Source organism: Actinokineospora sp. NBRC 105648 (genome assembly GCF_030269645.1).
Classification (GTDB): domain Bacteria; phylum Actinomycetota; class Actinomycetes; order Mycobacteriales; family Pseudonocardiaceae; genus Actinokineospora.
The window spans coordinates 1-22,196 of record NZ_BSTR01000015.1 but is presented as its reverse complement, the minus strand read 5'-3'; the positions used below and the strand labels follow the sequence as shown (position 1 = coordinate 22,196).

General features: G+C 71.0%; 23 protein-coding genes. 13 read left to right on the top strand and 10 right to left on the bottom strand.

Annotation, left to right across the window (positions count from 1 at the left end):
* Positions 1 to 6: 6 nt before the first annotated feature.
* The 3 genes from QSK30_RS15640 to QSK30_RS15630 form a co-directional block, all read right to left on the bottom strand.
* Complete coding sequence (locus QSK30_RS15640) at positions 7 to 1,041, bottom strand: FAD-dependent oxidoreductase (protein WP_285503484.1); 1,035 nt, start codon at positions 1,039 to 1,041, stop codon at positions 7 to 9.
* A gap of 72 nt (positions 1,042 to 1,113) precedes the next feature.
* On the bottom strand, positions 1,114 to 1,545 hold the full coding sequence (locus QSK30_RS15635) for a GNAT family N-acetyltransferase (protein WP_285503483.1): 432 nt from the start codon (positions 1,543 to 1,545) through the stop codon (positions 1,114 to 1,116).
* A 21-nt stretch (positions 1,546 to 1,566) separates the two neighbouring features.
* Complete coding sequence (locus QSK30_RS15630) at positions 1,567 to 2,331, bottom strand: helix-turn-helix domain-containing protein (protein WP_285503481.1); 765 nt, start codon at positions 2,329 to 2,331, stop codon at positions 1,567 to 1,569.
* An 83-nt stretch (positions 2,332 to 2,414) separates the two neighbouring features.
* On the opposite strand from QSK30_RS15630, the gene QSK30_RS15625 reads away from it, so the two are divergent.
* The 4 genes from QSK30_RS15625 to QSK30_RS15610 are packed head-to-tail and all read left to right on the top strand — an operon-like array spanning position 2,415 to position 7,047.
* Entirely contained in the window at positions 2,415 to 2,990 is a 576-nt protein-coding gene (locus tag QSK30_RS15625; protein ID WP_285503480.1) for a TIGR03086 family metal-binding protein, read from the top strand.
* A gap of 9 nt (positions 2,991 to 2,999) precedes the next feature.
* Positions 3,000 to 4,046 carry an NAD(P)/FAD-dependent oxidoreductase gene (locus QSK30_RS15620; protein ID WP_285503478.1) on the top strand — a complete coding sequence of 349 codons (1,047 nt, stop codon included), beginning with the start codon at positions 3,000 to 3,002 and terminating at the stop codon, positions 4,044 to 4,046.
* A 50-nt stretch (positions 4,047 to 4,096) separates the two neighbouring features.
* Complete coding sequence (locus tag QSK30_RS15615) at positions 4,097 to 5,482, top strand: FAD-binding oxidoreductase (RefSeq protein ID WP_285503476.1); 1,386 nt, start codon at positions 4,097 to 4,099, stop codon at positions 5,480 to 5,482.
* Positions 5,482 to 7,047: an acetolactate synthase large subunit gene (locus QSK30_RS15610; protein WP_285503475.1), complete on the top strand. Its 1,566-nt coding sequence runs from the start codon at positions 5,482 to 5,484 to the stop codon at positions 7,045 to 7,047. The genes QSK30_RS15615 and QSK30_RS15610 overlap by 1 nt, the downstream gene beginning before the upstream one ends.
* A 63-nt stretch (positions 7,048 to 7,110) precedes the next feature.
* Here QSK30_RS15610 and QSK30_RS15605 read toward each other — a convergent pair whose 3' ends face one another.
* The 5 genes from QSK30_RS15605 to QSK30_RS15585 form a co-directional block, all read right to left on the bottom strand.
* On the bottom strand, positions 7,111 to 7,635 hold the full coding sequence (locus QSK30_RS15605) for a hypothetical protein (protein WP_285503473.1): 525 nt from the start codon (positions 7,633 to 7,635) through the stop codon (positions 7,111 to 7,113).
* Positions 7,636 to 7,911: 276 nt separating this feature from the next.
* Entirely contained in the window at positions 7,912 to 8,121 is a 210-nt protein-coding gene (locus tag QSK30_RS15600; protein ID WP_285503471.1) for a hypothetical protein, read from the bottom strand.
* Between the two features lie 135 nt (positions 8,122 to 8,256).
* On the bottom strand, positions 8,257 to 8,469 hold the full coding sequence (locus QSK30_RS15595; RefSeq protein ID WP_285503666.1) for a hypothetical protein: 213 nt from the start codon (positions 8,467 to 8,469) through the stop codon (positions 8,257 to 8,259).
* Between the two features lie 20 nt (positions 8,470 to 8,489).
* The gene (locus QSK30_RS15590) at positions 8,490 to 9,617 is read right to left on the bottom strand and encodes a fatty acid desaturase family protein (RefSeq protein WP_285503470.1); all 1,128 of its coding nucleotides are present in this window, start codon (positions 9,615 to 9,617) and stop codon (positions 8,490 to 8,492) included.
* 16 nt (positions 9,618 to 9,633) lie between these two features.
* On the bottom strand, positions 9,634 to 10,725 hold the full coding sequence (locus QSK30_RS15585; protein WP_285503469.1) for a ferredoxin reductase: 1,092 nt from the start codon (positions 10,723 to 10,725) through the stop codon (positions 9,634 to 9,636).
* 140 nt (positions 10,726 to 10,865) lie between these two features.
* Between QSK30_RS15585 and QSK30_RS15580 the strand changes: the two genes are divergently transcribed.
* The 6 genes from QSK30_RS15580 to QSK30_RS15555 all read left to right on the top strand — a co-directional run bounded on the left by QSK30_RS15580 (position 10,866) and on the right by QSK30_RS15555 (position 16,620).
* The gene (locus QSK30_RS15580; RefSeq protein ID WP_285503467.1) at positions 10,866 to 11,486 is read left to right on the top strand and encodes a TetR family transcriptional regulator; all 621 of its coding nucleotides are present in this window, start codon (positions 10,866 to 10,868) and stop codon (positions 11,484 to 11,486) included.
* 898 nt (positions 11,487 to 12,384) lie between these two features.
* Positions 12,385 to 13,473, top strand: coding sequence for a Re/Si-specific NAD(P)(+) transhydrogenase subunit alpha (locus QSK30_RS15575; RefSeq protein WP_285503465.1), 1,089 nt, complete (start codon positions 12,385 to 12,387; stop codon positions 13,471 to 13,473).
* Entirely contained in the window at positions 13,474 to 13,779 is a 306-nt protein-coding gene (locus QSK30_RS15570; RefSeq protein WP_285503463.1) for an NAD(P) transhydrogenase subunit alpha part 2, read from the top strand.
* Positions 13,776 to 15,164: an NAD(P)(+) transhydrogenase (Re/Si-specific) subunit beta gene (locus QSK30_RS15565; RefSeq protein ID WP_285503461.1), complete on the top strand. Its 1,389-nt coding sequence runs from the start codon at positions 13,776 to 13,778 to the stop codon at positions 15,162 to 15,164. The genes QSK30_RS15570 and QSK30_RS15565 overlap by 4 nt, the downstream gene beginning before the upstream one ends.
* 536 nt (positions 15,165 to 15,700) lie before the next feature.
* Positions 15,701 to 16,114, top strand: coding sequence for a VOC family protein (locus QSK30_RS15560; RefSeq protein WP_285503459.1), 414 nt, complete (start codon positions 15,701 to 15,703; stop codon positions 16,112 to 16,114).
* Between the two features lie 11 nt (positions 16,115 to 16,125).
* Positions 16,126 to 16,620, top strand: a complete 495-nt coding sequence (locus tag QSK30_RS15555; protein ID WP_285503457.1) for a hypothetical protein — start codon at positions 16,126 to 16,128, stop codon at positions 16,618 to 16,620.
* A gap of 371 nt (positions 16,621 to 16,991) precedes the next feature.
* On the opposite strand, the gene QSK30_RS15550 is transcribed toward QSK30_RS15555, so the two are convergent.
* Positions 16,992 to 17,336 carry a histone-like nucleoid-structuring protein Lsr2 gene (locus tag QSK30_RS15550; protein WP_285503456.1) on the bottom strand — a complete coding sequence of 115 codons (345 nt, stop codon included), beginning with the start codon at positions 17,334 to 17,336 and terminating at the stop codon, positions 16,992 to 16,994.
* Positions 17,337 to 17,758: 422 nt separating this feature from the next.
* On the opposite strand from QSK30_RS15550, the gene QSK30_RS15545 reads away from it, so the two are divergent.
* Entirely contained in the window at positions 17,759 to 18,760 is a 1,002-nt protein-coding gene (locus tag QSK30_RS15545; protein ID WP_285503455.1) for a 1-aminocyclopropane-1-carboxylate deaminase/D-cysteine desulfhydrase, read from the top strand.
* 212 nt (positions 18,761 to 18,972) lie between these two features.
* Here QSK30_RS15545 and QSK30_RS15540 read toward each other — a convergent pair whose 3' ends face one another.
* On the bottom strand, positions 18,973 to 20,253 hold the full coding sequence (locus tag QSK30_RS15540; RefSeq protein ID WP_285503454.1) for a hypothetical protein: 1,281 nt from the start codon (positions 20,251 to 20,253) through the stop codon (positions 18,973 to 18,975).
* 444 nt (positions 20,254 to 20,697) lie between these two features.
* Here QSK30_RS15540 and QSK30_RS15535 point away from each other — a divergent pair, with 444 nt between their 5' ends.
* Both QSK30_RS15535 and QSK30_RS15530 read left to right on the top strand, forming a co-directional pair.
* The gene (locus tag QSK30_RS15535) at positions 20,698 to 21,201 is read left to right on the top strand and encodes a DUF3145 domain-containing protein (RefSeq protein WP_285503453.1); all 504 of its coding nucleotides are present in this window, start codon (positions 20,698 to 20,700) and stop codon (positions 21,199 to 21,201) included.
* 167 nt (positions 21,202 to 21,368) lie between these two features.
* Entirely contained in the window at positions 21,369 to 21,968 is a 600-nt protein-coding gene (locus QSK30_RS15530; protein ID WP_285503451.1) for a hypothetical protein, read from the top strand.
* Positions 21,969 to 22,196: the final 228 nt, after the last annotated feature.

The window sequence follows — 22,196 nt, the reverse complement described above, 5'->3', positions numbered from 1 at the left end:
TCGGGCTCACGCCTTCACCGGCTCGTTGAGCAGCCGCTTCAGAGCCATCGCGGCGGCGCGACCCGCCCGGGTGGCGCCGATGGTGCTGGCAGACGGCCCGTAACCGACCAGGTGCACGCGGGGATCGGCCACCACCTGGGTCCCGTCCACCACGATGCCGCCGCCGGGCCCGCGCAGGTTCAGCGGCGCCAGGTGGTCGAGCGAGTGCCGGAAGCCCGTGGCCCACAGGATGGCGTCCGCCCGCACGACATGCCCGTCCGCCCAGACCGCACCGTCGCCGACCAGGTGGTCGAACATCGGCTGCCGGTCGAGGATCCCCTGCTCACGGGCCGCGATGACCTCCGGAGTGAGCCCCAGCCCGGTCACACTCACCACGCTGTCGGGCACCCGCCCGGCACGTACCGCCGCATCCACCTTGGCCACCACCGCGCGGCCGAACTCGGCGGTGAACGGACCCTCGTGGAACACCGGCGGACGCCGCGTCACCCAGGTCGTCTCGGCCGCCACCGCGGCGATCTCGATCAACGCCTGCACCGCCGAGGTGCCACCGCCCACCACGATCACGCGCTGCCGCTTGAACTCCTCCGGCCCGCGGTAGTTCGCCGTGTGCAGCTGGCGCCCCGCGAATCGGCCGGGGTAGTGCGGCCAGAACGGCTTGTCCCAGGTGCCGGTCGCGTTGATCACCGCGCGCGTCAACCAGACGCCGCTGTCGGTCTCGACCAGCAGCCCGCCCTCGGCCTCCCGCACCGCCCGCACGGCGACCGGGCGCAGCACCGGCAGGTCGAACTCGCGCTCGTAGCCACCGAAGTAGTCGGCCACCACCTCCGAGGCGGGCCGCTCGGGATCGGCGTGCGGCAGGGCCAGGCCCGGCAGGTCGTGGATGCCGTGCACGGTGCCCAGCCGCAGCGTCGGCCAGCGGTGGCGCCACGCACCGCCCGGTCCGGGGTTGGCGTCCAGGACCACGAACTCCAGCCCGGTCCGCCGCAGGAAGTACGCGGCGGACAACCCCGCCTGCCCCGCCCCGATCACCACCACGTCCACACCCGGTGCAACACGGGTCGATCAGCGGGCTTTCCCCGCCGGGCGGTCGCTTTGGTCACACTCGTTCGACGATCACCCCTCGGGGTTGCCCTGCACCGTGCCCAAGCGCTCCAGGAACGTCTCGTCCGGCCGGACGAAGCCGAACCCGCCGTAAAGGGAGTGCGCGTCGCTGGTGTGCAGCAGCCAGCGGAAGCGCGCGCCGGGGCCCTCGTCGATCATGGTGCGCACCAGCGCCTTGCCCAGGCCCTGGCCGCGCACGGACGGCAGCACGAACACGTCCGCCAGGTAGGCGATCGCCACCCCGTCCGAGATCGCCCGGGCGAAGCCGACCTGCGCGCCAGTCGCGCGCTCGAACACCCCGACCACGCGCCACGCCGAGGCCAGCTGGGCCTCCAGGTGCGCCCGGGTGCGCCAGCGCCCCCAGTACGCGTCGGTGGACAGGTACCCCCACACCACATCGACATCGGTCCGGCCCGGGTCGTCGGACAGCTCGTACTCGCTCATGACCGCAACCTATCCGTCGACCTAACCGGCGGCGTAGCGGCCGGGCGAGACACCGATCGTCGCCGTGAAGTCGCGGGTGAAGTGGGCCTGGTCGCTGTAGCCGAGCTCGGCGGCCAGCGCCGCCCAGTCGACCTCGGCCCCGTCGGCGGCCCGCGCGGCGGCCGAGTGCATCCGGTGCCGCTGGATCACCCACTTGGGACCGACGCCGACGTAGTCGCTGAACAGCCGCTGCAGGGACCGCACGGTGAGCCCGGCCGCGGTGGCCAGCTCGTCGACCCTGGTCACCTCCGCCTCGGCGATCAGCGCCACCAGCGAGCGCACCTGCTCGACGACCGGATCCGGCTCGGGCAGCCGGGGCAGCAGCACCGACTCGGCCGCGGCGACCATCTCCGCGTCGGTCGCCGCGTCGCCCACCGGCTTCTCGCTGCCCTCGACGTCGAAGAACTCCGCGACCGGCACCGTCCGGTCGGTCAGGTCGGCGACCCGCCCGCCCAGCCACGGCCGGAACCCGCCCGGGTGGAACCGCACCCCGAGCACCTGCGCCCGACCCACCAGCCGCCGGGTGAACAACCCGCGCAGCACCCCGTAGACCCGGGCGCCCTCGGGCTCGAACACCAGGTGCACGTTCGGGTGCGGCACGACCCGCTGCTCGTAGGGCTCGTCGAGGTCCCAGGAGACGATCCAGTGGTACTCCACGAACGGCGCCAGCTCGGCCGAGGGCGCGACGGTGCGCAGCCGGAACCTGGTCAGTCCCGCCTGCTCGTCGAGCACGCCCCGGTACGCCACCAGACCACGGTAACCCGGCCCACCGACAGCCGCTGTCGCGTTTCTTCAAGACCCGGCACCACCGCGCGCTTAGCCTGGCCGGCATGGACAAGAGCCTCATGGCGAAGGCCGCCGACAGCGCGGTCACCGTCGCCCGCAACGTCACGCCCGACCAGTTCGACCTGCCCACGCCCTGTCCGGGGTGGACGGTGCGGGACCTGGCGAACCACCTCACGCTGTGGAGCGCCAAGGTCTCCGAGCGCAGTGCCCGCAGGCTCCCGCCGCCGGGCGACGGCTCCGAGGACGAGTCGAACGACTTCACCGCGGGCTGGCCCGCCCCGTTCGTCGAGGGCGTCGCCCGCGCGGTCGAGGCCTGGGACGCCCCCGGCGCGCTGGAGGGCGAGACGGTGATGATGGCCGACGCGCGGCCCGCCAAGTTCATCCACGACATGGTCTTCGGCGAGCTCGTGCTGCACGCCTGGGACCTGGCCGTGGCCACCGGGCAGCCGTTCGAGGTCGCGCCCGAGGTCGCCGAGTACACCCTGGAGGGTGCGGCCGGGATGGCCGAGATGGCCCGCCAGTACGAGGTGTTCGGCGCCGAGGTCAGCGTGCCCGCGGACGCCCCGCCGTTGGCGCGGGCGCTCGGCGTGAGCGGTCGGGACCCGGGCTGGCGCCCGTAAGCTGCCCGCATGGGCTGGGACGTGCTGGTGGTAGGCGGCGGTATCGCGGGGGTGTCGGTGGCCGCTGAGCTGGCGCCGCACCGGTCGGTGCTGCTCGTGGAGGCCGAACCCGAGTTGGCCAGGCACACCACGGGCCGCTCGGCGGCGGTGTACCTGCCCAGCTACGGCGGCCCGGTCGTGCGCGCGCTGACCGCCGCCAGCCGGGACGCCTTCGGCGACGGCGTGCTCACCCCGCGCCCGATGCTGTGGCTGGGCAGCGCCGAGGAGGTCGCCGCCGCGCCGTCGGTCGAGGTGGTCGACGCGGCCACCGCCCTCGAGCTGTGCCCGGTGCTGCGGCCGGACCGGGTCGAGGCGTTCGCGGTCGACGCCGCGACCATGGACATCGATGTGATGGGCCTGCACCAGCGCTACGTCCGCACCCTGCGCGAGCACGGCGCCATCCGGCTGGCCGCCCCGGTCACCGCGCTCCGCCGCGACGGCGCGGGCTGGCGGGTTTCCCTTGGTGGGGAAGAGATCCAGGTGGGCTACGTGGTCAACGCCGCGGGCGCCTGGGCCGATCGGCTCGCCGCGTTGGCGGGTGTGCCGGGGATCGGCCTGCGGCCGTTGCGCCGCACCATCGCCATCGCGGTGGGCGCCGGTCGGGTGGACCCGCGCTGGCCACTGGTCGCCGACATCGCCGACACGTTCTACTTCCGCCCCGAGGGCCCCGGCGTCCTGGTCTCGCCCGCCGACGAGACCCCGGCCGAGCCCGGCGACGCCAAGCCCGACGAGCTCGACATCGCGCTGGCCGTGGACCGGGTCAACGAGGTCAGCACGCTCGGCCTGCGCTCGGTCCGCACCGCGTGGGCGGGCCTGCGCTCGTTCGCCGCCGACCGCGACCCGGTGGTCGGCGAGGTCCCCGGCCACCCCGGCTTCGCCTTCGTCGCCGGTCAGGGCGGCTACGGCATCCAGATGGCACCGGCGCTGGCGAGCACCGCCGCCGCGATCATCCGCGGCGAGCCCACCGCCGTCCCGGCCGCCGCGCTCTCGCCCGCCCGGTTCGCTACCGAGGGGTAACCGAACGCACTATCGTGGGCCCGGCTTGGTCCAACGGCGGAGGGAGCCCCATGGCGGACATCGGTGCCGCGCTCGCGGAGATCGTCGGTGACGTGCTGACCGGTGCCGACATCGCGGCGGACTACGGCCACGACGAGTCGCTCGGCGGCCGCGCCGTCACCCCGGCCTTCGTCGTGCGGCCCCGGACGGCCGACGAGGTGGCCGCGGTCCTCAAGCTCGCCACCGCCGAGGGGGTCCCGGTCACCGCTCGCGGGTCCGGCAGCGGCCTCTCCGGCGCGGCCACGCCCAGGGCCGACGGCATCCTGGTCTCCTTCGAGCGGATGAACCAGGTGCTGGAGATCGACACGGAGAACCACGTGGCGGTCGTGCAGCCCGGGGTCACGCTCCAAGAGCTCGACGCCCGCACCGCCGAGCACGGGCTGGTCTATCCGGTCTACCCCGGCGAGCTGAGCGCGAGCCTGGGCGGCAACGTCGCCACCAACGCGGGCGGCATGCGCGCGGTCAAGTACGGCGTCACCCGCCACCACGTCCTGGGCCTGCAAGCGGTCTTGGCCACCGGCGAGGTCCTGCGCACCGGCGGCAAGTTCGTCAAGGCCAGCACCGGTTACGACCTCACCCAGCTGATCGTCGGCTCCGAGGGCACCCTGGCCCTGGTGACCGAGGCGACCCTCAAGCTGCAACCGCGGATCCGGCACAGCGCCACCGTGCTGGCCCCGTTCCACGACCTGACCGAGGTCGTGAGCGCGGTGCCCAAGGTGGTCGGTTCCGGTCTGGCCCCGCTGATCCTCGAGTACATCGACGGCATGACCATGGGCGCCATCACCTACACCGCCGACCTCCAGCTCGGCATCCCGGACGAGGTCCGCGACCGCTCGCAGGCGTACCTGGTGGTGATGCTGGAGAACCGCGACGAGCAGCGGCTCGAGGCCGACACCGTGGCCGCGGGCGAGCTGCTCAGCGAGCTCGGCGCGATCGACGTCTACGTGCTGCCCGGCGGTTCGGCCCGCAAGCTCATCGAGGCGCGCGAGAAAGCCTTCTACACCGCCAAGAACGCGGGCGCGGACGACGTGATCGACACCGTGCTGCCGCGCGCCGCGCTGCCCGCGTTCATGGCCGAGGTCACCGCTATCGCCCAGGCCAACGAGACCTTCGTGATCGGCTGCGGGCACGCGGGCGACGGCAACGTCCACCTCGCCGTGTTCCAGAAGGACGCCGAGAAGCGCGCCACCGTGCTCCGGGCCCTCTTCGCCGCCGCGATGGCGCTGGGCGGCGCGATCTCCGGTGAGCACGGCGTCGGCCACGCCAAGAAGGCGTACTTCCTCGAACTGGAGGACCCGGCCAAGGTGGACCTCATGCGCCGGGTCAAGCAGGCGTTCGACCCGGCGGGCGTGCTCAACCCCGGTGTTCTCCTCGACCCCGACGCAGAAGGACAGTGATGACGACAAGCGCGCCCCGCAACGGCGCCCAGGCCCTGATCCGCACCCTGGTGGACTCCGGGGTGCGGGTCTGCTTCGCCAACCCGGGGACCTCGGAGATGCACTTCGTCGCCGCCCTGGACGCGGTGCCGGAGATGCGCGGCGTGCTCGCGTTGTTCGAGGGGGTGGTAACCGGCGCCGCCGACGGTTACGCGCGGATGGCCGACCAGCCCGCTGCCACCCTGCTGCACCTGGGCCCTGGCCTGGCCAACGGCTTGGCGAACCTGCACAACGCGCGCCGCGCGCACACCCCGGTCGTCAACGTCATCGGCGACCACGCCGGGTACCACAAGGGCTTCGACGCGCCGCTGGAGTCCGACATCGGCGCGCTCACCGGCTGGACCGAGGGGTGGAGCCGCACGACCACCGACCCGGCCGAGATCGGCGCGGACGCCGCCGCGGCCGTCGCCGCCGCGCAGGCGGGGCAGATCGCGAACCTGGTGCTGCCCGCCGACGTCTCGTGGGGCGAGGGCGGCGTGCCCGCCGCGCCCGCGCCCCGGCCGGTTCTGTCCGAAGTGGACGATGAGCGGGTGGCCGCGGTCGCCGAGGTGCTGCGCTCCGGCGAGTCGACCGTGCTGCTGCTCGGCGCGGGGGCCACCCGCGAGGCCGGTCTGCTCGCGGCGAGCCGGATCTCGGTCGCGACCGGGGTCAAGCTGTTCGCCGAGACCTTCCCCGCGCGCATCGAGCGCGGCGCCGGACTGCCCGCGGTGGACCGGCTCGGCTACCTGGCCGAGCAGGTGCAGTGGCAGCTCACCGACGTCAAGCACCTGGTCCTGGTCGGTGCCAAGGCACCCGTGTCGTTCTTCGCCTACCCGGGCAAGGTGAGCGAGCTGACCCCCGAGGGCTGCCAGGTGCACACCCTCGCCTCGCTCGGCGAAGACACCGCGGGGGCGTTGGCGAAGCTGGCCGAGGTCGTCGCCGCGGACACCGAGCCGGTGCTGCAGGAGCCGAGCAGGCCCGCGCTGCCCAGCGGCGACCTGACCCCGCAGAACTGGACCGAGGTGATCGGCGCGCTGCTGCCGGAGCGCGCGATCATCGCGGACGAGGCCAACACCTCCGGGTTGATGATCCCGATGACCACCGCGGGCGCGCCGCGGCACGACGTGCTGACCCTGACCGGTGGCTCCATCGGCTACGGCCTCCCGGTCGCCGTCGGCGCGGCGGTGGCCTGCCCGGACCGGCCGGTGATCTGCCTGCAGTCCGACGGCAGCGCGATGTACACGATCTCCGCGCTGTGGACGATGGCGCGGGAGAACCTCGACGTCACAACGGTTCTGCTCAACAACCGGGCCTACGCCATCCTGCGCATGGAGCTGATGCGCGTGGGCGTCGAGGGCGCGGGCCCGCAGGCGAACTCGCTGCTCGACCTCGCCCGACCGGACCTCGACTTCGTCAGCATCGCCCGGGGCATGGGCGTTCCGGCGACCCGCGCCACCACGGCGGAGGAGCTGGCCGAGCAGTTCGCGGCCGCGCTGGCCGAGCCCGGCCCGCACCTGATCGAGGCCATGGTGCCCTCGCTGATCTGAGCCGGGGCAACCGAAAGGGCCGCTGACCCGGATCCCGGGTCAGCGGCCCTTTCGGACGGTCGGCTAGCGGCCGATGTGGATGCCGCCGATGCTCAGCAGCGGCGAGTCGTCATCGTCGTCGTCATCGTCGTTGCCCAGGTCGACCAGGCCGCCGATGTTGATGTCGATGTCGAGCAGGTGGCCCAGGTCGACCAGCAGGGCGATGTTGATGTTGCCGTCGAGGTCCAGCAGGCCGTCGATGTCGAGATCGAGGTCGATCAGCGCGTCGATCACCAGGTCGATCGCGACGTCGAGGTCGATGTCCAGGTCGATCGAGGCGTCGACGACCAGGTCGACCAGCAGGTCGAGGTCGATGTCGGCGTCGAGGTCGATGTCCGCGTCGTCCAGCTCGTCGAGGATGTCGTCGATGATGTCGGAGACGTCGTCGAGGTCGAGGTGGAGATCGGCGGCGATCTGGGCGATGACGTCGGCCGTCACCGGGATGTCAGCAGTGGCCGCGGTCTCGGCGGAGGCGTTCGTGGCCGTGAAGCCGAGGACGAGCGCGGTGGCGGTGGCCATGACTCCGAGGCGCAGTGCGACTTTGCGCATGTGTGGATCGCTCCTAGCTGGACTGACTGAAGTGGACAGTCAGAGCGTTCCAGAGCATTCCCGTCAATTCGAGTCCACAGTAGGGTGGCCACTTTCGTGATCATTTTCCGCGCGCCGAACGGCCTAGCGCTGGGAAACCCACTCCTTCGAAGGAACTAATCCGACTTCGCATGGTGATCAATTCCGACCGGCGCGCCCACGATCGGCTGACGCTCTTCCGTGGGGCCGGTGACATCCGTCGGGCCGATGCGGTCAGCACCGGCCCGACGGGCGGGCTCAGCTCAGGATGCCGGGGCCCAGCAGCGGGCTGGCGATGTTGACCGCGTCGATCTTCACGACGTTGATCTCCGGCAGGTCCGCCAGCCCGGTGACCGGGAGCTGGCTGCTGTCGGCGGGCGCCGCGCTCGCGGTGCCCGCGCCGAGGCCGAGGGCGAGCGCGACGGTGCCGAGCGCTGCGGCGCCGACGCGCAGAACGGTGATACGCATTGGGATTTCCCTGCTCCTCTTCTCGCCTGACGAGTTCAGGCGGTCAGAGCCTCGCAGAACGATCACCGCTGGGCGAGTCCACAGTAGAGTGACTCCTCGGCCCGATCGGGTCGAGGAGCCCTGTGCGCAGCGCTATTACCGGTCTTCGTCGACGACCACCGGTCGATCGACCGACGCCCGTTCGGCGGCCTCGCGCATCTCGATCACGTCGGTGGCCCAGTCGCCCACCTCGCGGGCGATGTCGCGGACCGCGCCGGTGATGATCAGCGCGATCCGGCCGATGTGGTTGGCGGCGGACTCGGTGACCTCTTGGATGGTGTCCTTGGTGCTCTCGATCTCGCTGACCACGACTACCCCCGTCTCACTGCTCACGCCGCGCGCAGCGCGCGGCCATCTCCGACGGTACCGGCAGGCGGCGTCGAGGGCTTCCCCCTCAGCCAGTCCGGCAGCGCCAGCTTCACGATCTTGCCGACCACCGAGCCGAGCTGCTTGCCCAGACCGCCGGTGTTGTACGGCAGGCCGTACTTCGCGCAGATCGCCCGCACCTCGGGCGCGATCTGCGGGTACCGGCGCGCCGGGATGTCCGGGAACAGGTGGTGCTCGATCTGGTGCGAGAGATTGCCGCTCATGATGTGGAACAGCGGGCTGCCGGAGATGTTGGCCGAGCCGAGCATCTGCCGGTAGTACCACTGGCCGCGGGTCTCGTTCGCGGTCTCCTCCTCGGTGAAGCTCTCCACCCCGCTGGGGAAGTGGCCGCAGAAGATGATGCTGAACGCCCAGACGTTGCGCACCAGGTTGGCCGTCGCGTTGCCCGCGAGCGTGGTCACGAACATCGGCCCGGTCAGCGCGGGGAAGAGTACGTAGTCCTTGAGCGTCTGCTTGAGGCCCTTGTGCCACATGCGCTTGCGCACGCCCGCGGTGTCCGCCCACTTCTTCTCACCGGAGATCAGCCGCTCGGTCTCCATGTCGTGCAGCATCACGCCCCACTGGAAGAAGGCCATCAGCAGGAACGCGTACACCGGGTTGCCCAGGTAGTACGGATTCCACCGCTGCGCCTCGTCCATCCGCAGCACGCCGTAGCCGATGTCGCGGTCCTTGCCCAGGATGTTGGTGAAGGTGTGGTGGATGTAGTTGTGCGAGTGCTTCCAGTTCTCCGCGGGCGCCACGGTGTCCCACTCGAACATCTTGGAGTTCAGTGCCGGATCGCGCATCCAGTCGTACTGGCCGTGCATGACGTTGTGGCCGATCTCCATGTTGTCCAGGATCTTCGACACCGACAGCGCGGCCACCCCGGCCAGCCAGGCGGGCGGGAAGAACCCGGCGAAGAGCAGACCGCGCCCGGCCACCTCGAGGGCGCGCTGGACCTTGACCACGTCGTAGATGTACTTGCGGTCCTCCTCGCCCAGGTCGTCGACGACCCGCTGCCGCAGCGCGTCCAGGTCGCGGCCCAGCTCCTCGAACTGCCTCGGCGTCAGGCGGACGGTCTTGTCGCTCATGGTTTCTCCCGGGGTCTCAGAGGTCGATGGACACGTCGCCGACGGGCACGGACACGCACAGCTGGATCTCTTCGTCCGGGTCGGTGGAGAGCTCGCCGTTGCGCACGTCGCGCGTGCAGCCCGCGGTCTTGACCCGGTTGCAGGAGAAGCAGATCCCCATCCGGCAGCCGTGCTCGGGTTTGAGGCCCGCCGCCTCGGCCTGCTCCAGCAGCGTTCGCCCGGAGTTGGCGGCGGCCCGGTCGCTGCGGGCGAAGGTGACCTCACCGGTCGCGTCGGCGGCGTCGACGGTGATCGGCGCGGGCGCGAACTCCTCGGTGTGCAGCCGGTCGGCGAGACCGAGGCCGGTGAAGACGTCGCGCACGCCCGACATCAGGCCGGGCGGACCGCAGAGGTATGTCCGCGCCTCGGCGTGCCACGGGGCGGCCGCGCGCAGGTGGGTCTCGTCGAAGAAGCCACGCAGGTCGCCGCCGTCGGCGTGGGTGTAGGCGAGGACCAGGTTGACGTTCGCCCGCTCGGCGAGCGCGCGCAGCTCGTCGCGGTGTGGGACGTCGGCCTCGGTGTAGGCGTAGTGCAGGAAGGTGACCTCGCCGGTGTGGTCCTCGTCGGCCAGCGTCCGCAGCATGGCCAGCACCGGGGTGATGCCGCTGCCACCGCTGATCAGCAGCACCTTGTCCGGGCGGGCGTCGGGCAGCGTGAAGGTGCCCTCGGCCTGCGACAGGTGCAACACCAGCCCCGGCTCGGCGTTGCTGTGCAGCCACCGCGAGACCAGTCCCTCGGCGTGCGCCTTGATGGTCAGCTCGAACTCGCCTGCGCGGTGCTGCGAGGTGGCGGGGGAGTAGCACCGGGTCCGCCGGACCCCGTCGATGTCCACCCCGACCCGCACGAACTGCCCAGCGCTGAACCCCCGCCACCGCCGCGTCGGGCGGACCGTGAGGGTGACCGTGTCGGACGTGCTTCGGTGTACACGCGTCACCTCACCACGGAGGTCCCGGATGGTGAGCATCGGATGCACCAGCTCCAGGTACCGATCCACCCCGTGCGGCGTGGCCAGGGCCTCAAGCAGCCGCAACACGGAAAACCCCGGCTTGCGCTCCAGCTGTGCGGTCACCGCCACCTCCGATGTTGAGTGAACGTGCGTACACTGAAAAGGACAGCGCGGATCGACCCCGCTGTCAACTCGACGGGACTGTGAGGTGTCGAACAGTGGTGACCACGGCGGGCCCGCGCAGGCCCAGTACCCTCGCCCCCGTGACCGGCGCGGTGGAGTCCAGACAGGAGCGCAAGCGGCGCACCAGGCAGTCACTCCTGGACGCGGCCCTGCGCCTGCTCGCAGACAGCAGCCTGGCCGGCCTGAGCCTGCGCGAGGTCACCCGCGAGGCGGGCATCGTCCCGACAGCCTTCTACCGCCACTTCGCCTCAATGGACGAACTGGGCGTGGCACTCGCCGAAGAGAGCATGCGGACCCTCCGCACCATGCTCCGCGACGCCCGACAGAAGCCGGCCGACGACGCCATCAAGGGCTCGGTAGCCACCCTGGTCGCCCAGGTCCGCAAACACGAACCCCACTTCCGCTTCCTGGTCCGCGAACGCTACGGCGGCGCAGCCGAAGTCCGACGCGCCATAGCCGCGGAACTACGACTACTGGGCAGCGAACTCGCCACAGACCTGGGCCGCTTCCCGGGCATGGCGACCTGGTCCTCCGACGACCTGCGCATGGCAGCGGACCTGATGGTCGGCGCCATGCTGTCGATAGTCATGGCACTGCTGGACGTGGGTGATCACCCGGACGACCTGGCACAGGTGATAGGCGTGGCAGAACGCCAACTGAGAATGATCGCCCTGGGTATGGCCCACTGGCACCCCAGATAACCACCCCATTCTCGCCCCGCCTCAGCCCACCCCGTCTCGGCCCACCCTGCACGACCCACTCGGCCCACTTTCGCCCCGGCCCGCCAATTCCGTCTCCGGCCCGCCAATTCGCCACCCTCAAAGCCTTGCTCTTGCCTTATGCTTGTCCTTTCTCTTCATCCCTAATTCTCAAGCCCTACGGAACGCAACACCCGGTACGGATGTGCTCGATCTGGCGGACTCCCTTTGTGTGGGGGAGGAGTGCCGCTAACCTTGACCTGGTGGTGGGGATGCCCTTCTCCCCACGCTTTTTCCCCACAGCGGTGCTCTAGGGGCCCCGCGCAAAGGGAGTTCGCCAGATCGAGCCTGCGTCTTAGTCGGGCAACCTGTATGAGCTACGCCCAGTCGATGAGGCGAGCAACGCCGTGTGTACCCGAGTAAGAGCGGGCTCGATTCAGTGAACTCACTTCGTGCGGGGCCCCTAGAGCACCGCGGTGGTGAAAAAAGGGCGGGTGAAGGGCATTTCCCACCACCGGCCAGTTTAGCGGTACTCTCCCCCCACACGAAGCGAGTCCACTGAATCGAGCACTGGCGTAGCGGGTGTTGCGTTCCGTAGGGCTTGGGATTTAGGGATGAAAAGAAAGGGCGAAGCAGAGGGCACGAGTGAGACTTTGGGCCACGCGAGTTGACGGGCTGATGTGGGGTGGGGTGGGCCGAGCCGAGCCGAGGCGAGGGTGGGCGAGGCGAGGCGAGGGTGGGCCGAGCCGGGAGGGCTTGGGGCTGGGGCTTGGGCTGACCCGGGCCGACCGGGCAGATCCACGTGCGGTCCATGTGCCTGGCCTGCGCCCCGAGCCGCACAGGCCTCAGGTGGTAACTGTGATGCTCTGCGTTGGCCCCCAGTAAATGGTACAACTGTACTGTGACCGCCAACACAGTCGTGGGCGTCCCGAGGGAGACCATCGAGGGCGAGCGGCGGGTCGCGCTCGTGCCCAAGGTGGTCGAGCGGCTTCGCGCCCGGAACCTCTCCGTTGTCGTCGAGCCGGGAGCCGGTGCGAACGCGCTGATCCCGGATGACGCCTATGTCCATTCTGGAGCCACGCTCGGTGATCCCTGGGCCGCTGACATCGTGGTCAAGGTGGCGCCGCCGACCGACGAGGAGATCGCGCTGCTCCGGCCGGGGGCGGTGCTGATCGGTTTCCTGGCACCGTTGTCCGACCCGAGTCGGGTCGAGGCGCTCAAGCGCAGTCGTATCACTGCGTTCGCGATGGAGTCGATACCGCGCATCTCGCGGGCGCAGTCGATGGACGCACTGTCCTCTCAGGCCAATGTCGCCGGCTACCGTGCCGCGATGCTGGCCGCTGAGCAGCTCACACGGTTCTTCCCCATGCTGACCACCGCCGCCGGGACGGTGCCGCCCGCCAAGGTTCTCGTGCTCGGGGTGGGTGTCGCCGGTCTGCAGGCGCTCGCCACCGCTCGCAGGCTCGGGGCGCACACCACCGGCTACGACGTCCGACCCGAGGTCGCCGACCAGGTCCGTTCGGTCGGTGCGCAGTGGCTGGACCTCGGTATCGAGGCGGTCGGTGAAGGCGGGTACGCCCGCGCGCTCACCGATGCCGAGCGGGAGGAGCAGCAGCGCCAGCTGAGCAAGGCGATCACCGGGTTCGATGCCGTGATCACGACCGCGCAGGTGCCCGGGCGCCGTGCGCCGACGTTGGTGCGCACCGAGGCCGTCGAGGGGATGCGGCCGGGCAGTGTGGTGGTCGACCTGGCCGGGGAGTCCGGTGGCAACTGCGAGCTCACCCGTCCCGGCGAGGTGATCGTGACCCGCGGGGTCACCATCGCGGCCCCGCTGAACCTGCCCGCGGGAATGCCCGAGCACGCCAGTGAGCTCTACGCCCGCAACGTCCAAGCGCTGCTCGAACTGCTCGTCGACACCGACGGCGCGCTCGCCATCGACTTCACCGACGAGGTCGTCGCCGGTGCCCGCGTGAGCGGGGAGGAGGGCTAGATGCTGGTGCAGAACCTGGCGGTGCTGGTGCTGGCGGGCTTCGTCGGCTTCGCGGTGATCTCCAAGGTGCCCAACACGTTGCACACCCCGCTGATGTCGGGGACCAACGCCATCCACGGCATCGTGCTGCTCGGCGGTCTCATCGTGCTCGGCCTGGGCGCGGAGTCGGTGCTGGACAAGATCCTGCTGGTGATCGCGATCGCGTTCGGCACGATCAACGTCATCGGTGGCTTCCTGGTGACCGACCGGATGCTGGGCATGTTCAAGAACAGTCCGAACCGGACCCGGGACGGGGACCGGCGATGACCCGCGACGTCGCGATCCAGCTGCTCTACATCGTCGCCTTCGCCCTGTTCATCTACGGCCTGATGGGCCTCACCGGCCCCCGCACGGCCGTGCGCGGCAACTGGATCGCCGCGGCGGGCATGGGGGTGGCCGTGATCGCCACGCTGCTGACCCCGGGCATGGGCAACTGGTGGCTGATCCTGCTCGGTGTCGCCATCGGGACCGCCGTCGGCGTGCCGTCGGCCAAGCAGGTCAAGATGACCGCGATGCCGCAGATGGTCGCCCTGTTCAACGGTGTCGGCGGCGGCGCGGTCGCGCTGATCGCCTGGGTGGAGTTCCGGCAGAGCCTCGGGTTCGCCAACGAGCCCGAGCACGTCGCGATCGCGAGCCTGTTCTCCGCGATCGTCGGCTCGATCTCGTTCTGGGGCTCGCTGGTCGCCTACGGCAAGCTGCAGGAGCTGATCACCGGCCGCCCGGTCGGCATCGGCAAGCTGCAACAACCGCTCAACCTCGTGCTGCTGCTCGCTGCCCTGGCCTGCGCCGCCGCCACCATCGCGGGCGGCTCCGGGCAACTGCTGATCATCGGACTGCTGGTCGCCTCGGCCGTGCTGGGCGTGATGGTGGTGCTGCCCATCGGCGGTGCCGACATGCCGGTGGTGATCTCCCTGCTCAACGCGCTCACCGGGCTGAGCGCCGCGGCCATGGGCCTGGCGCTGGACAACACCGCGCTGATCGTGGCGGGCATGATCGTCGGCGCGTCCGGCACGATCCTGACCAACCTGATGGCCAAGGCGATGAACCGCTCCATCCCGGCCATCGTCGCGGGCGGCTTCGGCGGTGGCGGCGGCACCGGCGCGATCGCCTCCGGCGACCAGACCGTCCGCCGCACCAGCGCCTCGGACGCCGCGATCCAGATGGCCTTCGCCAACCAGGTGATCATCGTCCCCGGCTACGGCATGGCGGTCGCCCAGGCCCAGCACGCGGTCCGCGAGATGGCCGACCTGCTGGAGTCGCGCGGGGTGTCGGTGTACTACGCCATCCACCCGGTCGCGGGCCGGATGCCCGGGCACATGAACGTCCTGCTGGCCGAGGCCGACGTGCCCTACGAGCGGCTCAAGGAGATGGAGGACATCAACCGCGAGTTCAGCCGCACCGACGTGGCCATGGTGATCGGCGCCAACGACGTCACCAACCCGGCCGCCCGCACCGACACCGACTCCCCGATCTACGGCATGCCGATCCTCAACGTCGACGAGAGCCGCTCGGTGATCGTCCTCAAGCGCGGGATGGCGACGGGCTTCGCGGGGGTGGACAACGCGCTGTACTTCGACCCGAAGACGACGATGCTGTTCGGGGACGCGAAGGCGTCGGTGTCCGAGGTGACTGAGGAGCTCAAGGCGCTCTGAGCGCTGCTTGCCTGGGCTTCACGTCGGTGCTTGCTTTGGTGGGTGTTCGGCCCGGTGCTTGCTTCGGTGGTGTGCTCGATGGGGTGGAGCGGCTTTGTTTGGGGCCCCTGAGAAAAGAGGCGCCGGGGTGAAGCGGGTGGGGAAGGGATCACCCACGCCGGGACCAGGCTAGCGCCTCTTTTCTCCCCAAACAAAGCCACTCCACCCCATCGAGCAGGGGCGTTGTCAGGTGGCGGTCTGGGGGTGGGATGGGGTGGTCGCTGCATCCCACCGGGCAGGGGCGTTGTCGGGTGGCGGTTTGGCGGTGGGGTGAGGTGGTCGCGCTACCCCATCGACCATGGGTGTTGTTGGTGGCGGTTTCGGGTGGATCGGGCTTGTTGTTTCACCTCATCGAGCAGGGGCGCTGTCGGCTGGCGGTTCGGCTGGCCGGGACTGGCTGTTCCACCTCGATCAAGCAAGGGGTTGGCTGCTTGGCCCAGTTCGCGTGTGGTCTTGGCGGTTCTGCCATGCTTGCCCCAGCAGGCCTAGGAGGACGCATGCAGTGGACCCTGGAAGTCGTCGTGGTACCGGTCAGCGACGTGGACCTGGCCAAGGTGTTCTACGCCGACAAGCTGGGCTTCGCCGTCGACCACGACACCGATGCCGGGGCGATGCGGATCGTGCAGTTGACGCCGCCGGGGTCCGGGTGCTCGATCGTGATCGGGCGGGGGGTCGGGGACATGGAGCCGGGTTCGCTCAGCGGCCTGCAGCTCGTCGTCAACGACGTTCGGGCCGCGCACGCCGAGCTCAAGGCGCGCGGTGTTGACGTCGGCGAGGTCATGTACGCGAGTCGTGAGGCTGGGTTCCGGGTCGCCGTCGCCGAGGACGACCTGAACAACAGCGGGTTCGTCTTCTTCCACGACCCGGATGGCAACGGCTGGGCGGTCCAGCAGATCACCGCGCGCCCGTAGGCGGTCCGGCGGTGAACAGACCGGTGGTGTACCGCCACCCCGTCGAGCGGGTGGCGTTGCTCTGGACGTCGTCGGCGACCCTGCTGGCCACCGTCCTGGGGGCCGTGGTGTGGACGCCGGAGAGCGGCTCCGACAAGATCGCGTTCCTGCTCGCGGCGGTCGTCGTCGCGGTGGCCACCGGGTACCAGGCGTTGTTCCCGTACTGCTTCATCCGCGACGGCAAGGTCGGCATCCGCACGGTGCGCGGGTTGCGGTCGGTCCCGCTCGACGACGTCGCCGGGGTGGAGTGGCGTGACGCGCGCGCACCGCTCGGCCAGGCCGTCTACCGCTACCCGGCGATCACCGTCGGTGGCCGTGTCGTCCGGCTCGACCGTGCGCACTTCCGCCCCGGATCGCGGCGGGCGCGACTCGTCGAGGGGTTCCTCGACCAACTCGACCCGGCGCGTCAGCTCGGGGACGAGTCCGCTCGGCCTCTGCTGCCGTCGACGCCGCCGTCGGGCGGCTGAGCCGGCGCACCTGGAGGCCGGCGAGGTAGACGACCAGGCGCTCTGCCGCCGAGGTCGCCCCCATTCCTAGCCGCCCTGCGTCGCGCACCCTTCGTTGACCCCTGGGTGCGCGCGTGCGAACCGACGACCAGGCACCTGTCGTACCCGCTGCTCCCGGTTGGGAGCACGGCCGCCGCCGCTATCCCACAGCGCGACCACCTGGCCGCGAAATTGTTTCAGGCGGCGGCCCGTCACCTGCCCGGCGGATTCCGGATCGCGAAGACCCGAGCCCGCCACTGGGTCGCCCGGGTGCGTGGGCGACACCGCCGGCGGACCGGTTGCCGGAACTCCGCCAAGACGGGCGGTGAATTCGAGTTGAATCCCTTTTGGGGTCAGCCGCCGTGGGCTTCCTGGAACTTGGTGACCAGCGCCTGCGGGATCCGGCCCCGCTCCGCGATGGTCTCCCCCTGGTTGCGGGCCCATTCCCGGATCGCCTGGTTGTCCGCGCGGTCGCCGGTACCGAAGCGGCGCACCACGACCACGCCGTTCTTCGACTTGCGGCCACTGGTGCGGCGCGCGTGGCCGACGAACTCGGCGAGCGATTCCCGCAGCCGGGCGGCGTTCTCTCTGGACAGGTCGATCGCGAACTCGACCCCGTCGAGGGCGAAGTCGACGGTCTCGTCGGCCTGCCCGCCGTCGAGGTCGTCGACGAGTTCCACAACGGTCTTCTGCGCCACGGTTTCCTCCGCGTGATGAGAGTTCGTTTCCTGCACGGGTCCCAGCCGATTATGCGACGGTGTCCCGGTGTCTGCCCCGGTATTGCCAACCGGGCGTGGGGAAGCGTATCGGCAAGCGGGTCGGTGAACCAGCCAGTGGCCCGGTGTGGCGGTCCTCAACATTAGTACCCCATCGAGGCCATACACCGCACTAGCGGGAATACGACGTGTCCGATTCGTCCGGCGGCCCGCTCCCGGCCACTTCGCCGCCACCATTTCCCCAGGTCAGCCATCCGGTGGAATCACGGCCATTTGACCACGGCGGTTCCCAGGTAATTGCCTCCCAGGCAACATGAGGATCGGTCAGTCATTTCCGCGGCGTGTCGAGTCGTGGTCATTGCCCGTCTTCTCGGTGCGCGGCGGCGCGCCGTTACAGTTCCACCATGGCCCTGGACCTGTCCGCCTTCGCACGCGTGTCGCTCGGCCATTGGCCGACCCCCCTCGACGAGTGCCCGCGGCTGGGCGCCGCCCTCGGCGGGGTGCGCGTGCTGGTCAAGCGCGACGACGTCAGCGGCCTCGGCGTCGGCGGCAACAAGCTGCGCAAACTCGAGTTCCTGCTCGCCGCCGCGGTCGACGGCGGCGCCGACACGGTGATCACCTTCGGCGCCCTGCAGACCAACCACGGCAGGCTCACCGCGGCCGCCTGCGCCCGCCTCGGCCTGCGGTGTGAGTTGATCCTCACCCGCGACGTCCCGCGCACCGGGGAGGCCTACGAGCGCTCCGGCAACATGGCCCTGCACACCCTCTACGGCGCCACCGTCCACCTGTGCGACGACCAGCGCGCGGTCGACGAGACCTACGCCCAGGTGGTCGAGCGCGCCACCGCGGCGGGCCACACGATCGCCACCATCCCGGTCGGCGGCTCGAACGCCCTGGGCGTGCTCGGCTACGTCGCCGCCACCGACGAGCTGTTCACCCAGCTCGACGCCGCGGGTGTGGTCCCGGACCGCCTGGTGGTCCCGGTCGGCAGCGCGGGCACGGTCGCCGGGGTCGCGCTGGCCACCGAACTGCTGGGCCGCTCGACCCGGGTGGTGGGCGCCTGCGTGTCCCACACCGCCGCCGAGTCGCTGGCCGACATCCGCAGGCTCACCGGCGAGGCCGCCGCACTGCTCGGCGCGCCCGAGCCCACCCTGGCCGGGGTGCACACCGACGACCGGGCCGTGGGCCCCGGCTACGGCATCCCGACCGACCAGATGTGGGCGGCGGTGCGCCTGTTCGCCGAGACCGAGGGCATCACCCTCGACCCGGTCTACACCGGCAAGGCAGCCGCGTGCCTGGTCGACCAGGCACGCACCGGGGAGATCGCGCCGGGGGAGACGGTGGTCTTCCTGCACACCGGCGGCCTCCCCGGTCTCTTCGCCTACGCCCCGGACCTGCGGACCTGAGGTTCCTCGGCACCTCGTGCCGAGCCTCTCCGCCCGCGCGTCGGGGTCCACTTCGCGGTGCTCAGCTAAACCGGCGACGTCGGCACTCTCGCCACCGTTTGGCCAGGTTTCGAGGGGCCCAGCGAACACGGTGCTGCTGGTCCGGCGACCCGGGCCTGTGCCGGCTCGGATCCGCCCTGTCCAGCTCGCTCCGACGAGCCCCGCCTCGGTCGTCAGCCCGCGGGGGTCAGGCGCAGTGCTCGGGCGGCGATCTCCTGCAGGGCCGGGTCGCCCGGTGCGCTCGGCTGGTCGAGCCACACCACCTGGACCACCTTCACGCTGTTCCCCTCCCGCCCGCTGGCGTACGCCGCCGACTCGAACCGCGGCTGCGGCTCGACCGGCCAGGGCTGGCCCTCGACCGCCGCGTCCACCACGCCGCCGGAGCCAGGTCGGTCGGCCAGCGCGCGCAGTTCGGTCGCCGCGGAGCTGCTGGTGAACCGCAGCACCCCCACGAGCACGGCGGCCCTTCGTCCCGCCTGGCCCGTTTCGAACCGGCCGCGGATCAGGCGGGCGCAGCCGTTCTGCTCCAGCCAGGCCCGCACGTCGCCGATCGCGTGCGCGGCGCAGTCGGCCTGGTCGACGCTGCCCCGGGGGGTGAACGCCACACCGTCCACCGGGATCTCGGCGGCGCTCGTCGTCGTCTGGGGCGGGGCGGCGGGTTGGCTCGGTGGGTCGCCCGCGGCGCTCACCGCCACCGCGATGCCCACGATCAGCAGCACCGTCACCAGCAACATCGCCGCGAGGGGGATCCAGTTCCGCCGTCGCTGGGGCGCGGCGGGCGCGGGAGCCGCAGGGGCCGCGGCGATCCTGGGCAGCACCGTGGTGCGTTCGGCCGCGGACTCGGCGGACAACCCGTCCGGGAAGCCCTCGGCCACCAGCTCCGCGTCGGCGACCCGCAGCTCCGGGTGCAGCGCCGCGAGCACCCGGCGCAGCTCGCCGACCGGGCACGGCCGGTCCTGAGTGGCCAGCTCGCGGGCGAGGGCCAGCAGCGGCATCGGCTCCGGGTGCAGGATCCGCACACCGCGGGCCACGTCGGCCTCGGGTTGGGCGACCTCCGCGACGTACGGCCCGACCGCGACGACGGTGTACACCGGCAACGGCACCGGCTGCTTCGCCCGCACCAACCCGGCCACCGCCGCGGTGGCCGCCAGCGCGCCGTCCGCCGGGTTGACCGGGCCGTCGGCGTGCACCAGGGGCCACCCGTCGGTCTTCCACTGCCCGCCCAACGGCGCCTCGAGCCGCATCGCCGGGTCCGGCAGGTCGACGGCGGTGACCACCAACACACCCCTGGGCAGCAGCACCACGGCCTCGACCGGCTCGGCGAGCCCCGGCGGGGTGATGCCGAGCAGCGCGATCCCGCCCGCCACCGCGTCCCCGCGCTGCCACGAGGTCAGCGCGGCGCGCAGGTCCTTGCCGACCGCGGCGGTCGACTCGCCGACCCGGATCAAGCGCACGCCTGCCACCTCCGCCCGACTGGCCACCCGTCCCGTGGGTTCCCCACCACCCTGTCGGACACGCTAGCGCCAGTGACCCCGCCGGGGGTGGTAGACCTCGGAACGTAGCGATGTCACCCGCCACTCACCCCTTTGGGGGTCACTCGCAGGGAATGTCGATCAGTGGCGCAACGTCGTGCCCGCCCGCGCGTCCACCTCATATCAAGATCGACAGGCCCGTCCGGCGGGATCGCCGTCTCGCACCTGGTGAAAGGGGCAGGCCTACTCGACGCTGCCCGCATTCGCGCGAAATGCCTGGGGCACACGTTGTTTTCGTGGTTCGTGTGGCCAAAGTGTCCGGTAGCAGGGCACAATGGCGCCGGGAATACCGCGAGTGGTCCAGACAGCCGTTGATCGCGCAGGACGTAGGGGAAGACGATCCTCGTCGAGCAGCGGAGGTCAGCAGTGAGCACCCGTGGAAACACCCAAGGTGTGGTGTACGTCCACTCGTCGCCGGCTGCGGTTTGTCCGCACGTCGAGTGGGCTATTTCGGGCACCCTAGGGGTGCGGGCCGAGTTGCGCTGGACCGCGCAGCCCGCCGCTCCCGGCCAGTTGCGCGCGGAATGCGCGTGGACCGGCGACGCGGGCACCGGCGGCAAGCTGGCCGCCGCCCTGCGGGCGTGGCCGATGATCAGGTTCGAGGTCACCGAGGAGCCCAGCAGCGGGGTCGACGGGGAGCGGTTCTGCTACGCGCCCGCGCTCGGCCTGTGGCACGCGCGAACCAGCGCCAGCGGCGACATCGTCGTGGCCGAGGACCAGCTGCGCGCGATCGCCGCGAGCGCCCGCGGCGGCGAGTCCTTCGCGTTCAAGGTCGACGAGCTCCTCGGCGCCTCCTGGGACGAGGCCTTGGAGCCCTACCGCCGCGCGGGCGACGGCGCCCCGGTCACCTGGCTGCACCGCGTCGGCTGACCTGGCGGTTCGCGACCGCGCCAAGCGCTGCCCCGGCACCGTGGCGATCCGGCACCGCCGTGTCGGATAGCGCTTTATCGGACACTGCGGGTGAGCCAACCGCACGGTCACCCGCCACCGCGGTGATCTGCTGCCGTGCGGCTCGGCCGCTGTGGCACGCTGACGCCGTGCAACCCGTCAAGGCCCCGGCGCAGGAGCGCCAGCGGTGGCTGCTGCCGGTCATCATGGTCGCCGTCGTGATCGCCGCCGCGGCCGCGATGGTCGCCCGCGAGCTCTACCCGGCGAGAACTCGCGCACCAGAGGCGGCTCCGCCGATCCTGCCGAGCGAGAGCACCCTGCCGGAAAGCGCCCGCCCAGGCCCGCGCGACGTCCGCGCAACCCAGGACGCCACCCAGCACCCGCTGTACGAGACGGTCCGACAACTGCTCCAGACCTACTTCGACGCGATCAACGGCAAGAGCTACGCGCGCTGGAAGACCACGGTCACCGAGTCCCGGATCAAGGACATGCCCGAGGACACCTGGCGGGCGTCCTACCGGACCACCCAGGACGGCACCATCGTGGTCTACCGCATCGAGACGGGACCCCAGAACAACGCGCGAGTCCTGCTCACGTTCGTCAGCAAGCAGGACACCGCGGACGCCCCACTGGAACTGCCCGCGGACTGCATCCGCTGGAGCGTCATCTTCCCGCTGGCGGTCGCCCAAGGGGAGTGGCGGATCGACTCCGGCCCCACCGGCGCCTCACCACAGCACGAGGCTTGCTGATCACCGCCGAACAGCAGCGAGTCCCACCACCACACCACCACCAAACCGCAGCGAGTCCCACCACCACACCACCACCAAACCGCAGCGGATAGGCCGCCCCGGCTGGAACGCAAGGCCCGCTACGGATGCTCGATCTAGTGGACTCGCTTCGTGTGGGGGGAGAGCACCGCTAAACTTGACCGGTGGTGGGGAATGCCCTTCACCCGCCCTTTTTTCACCACCGCGGTG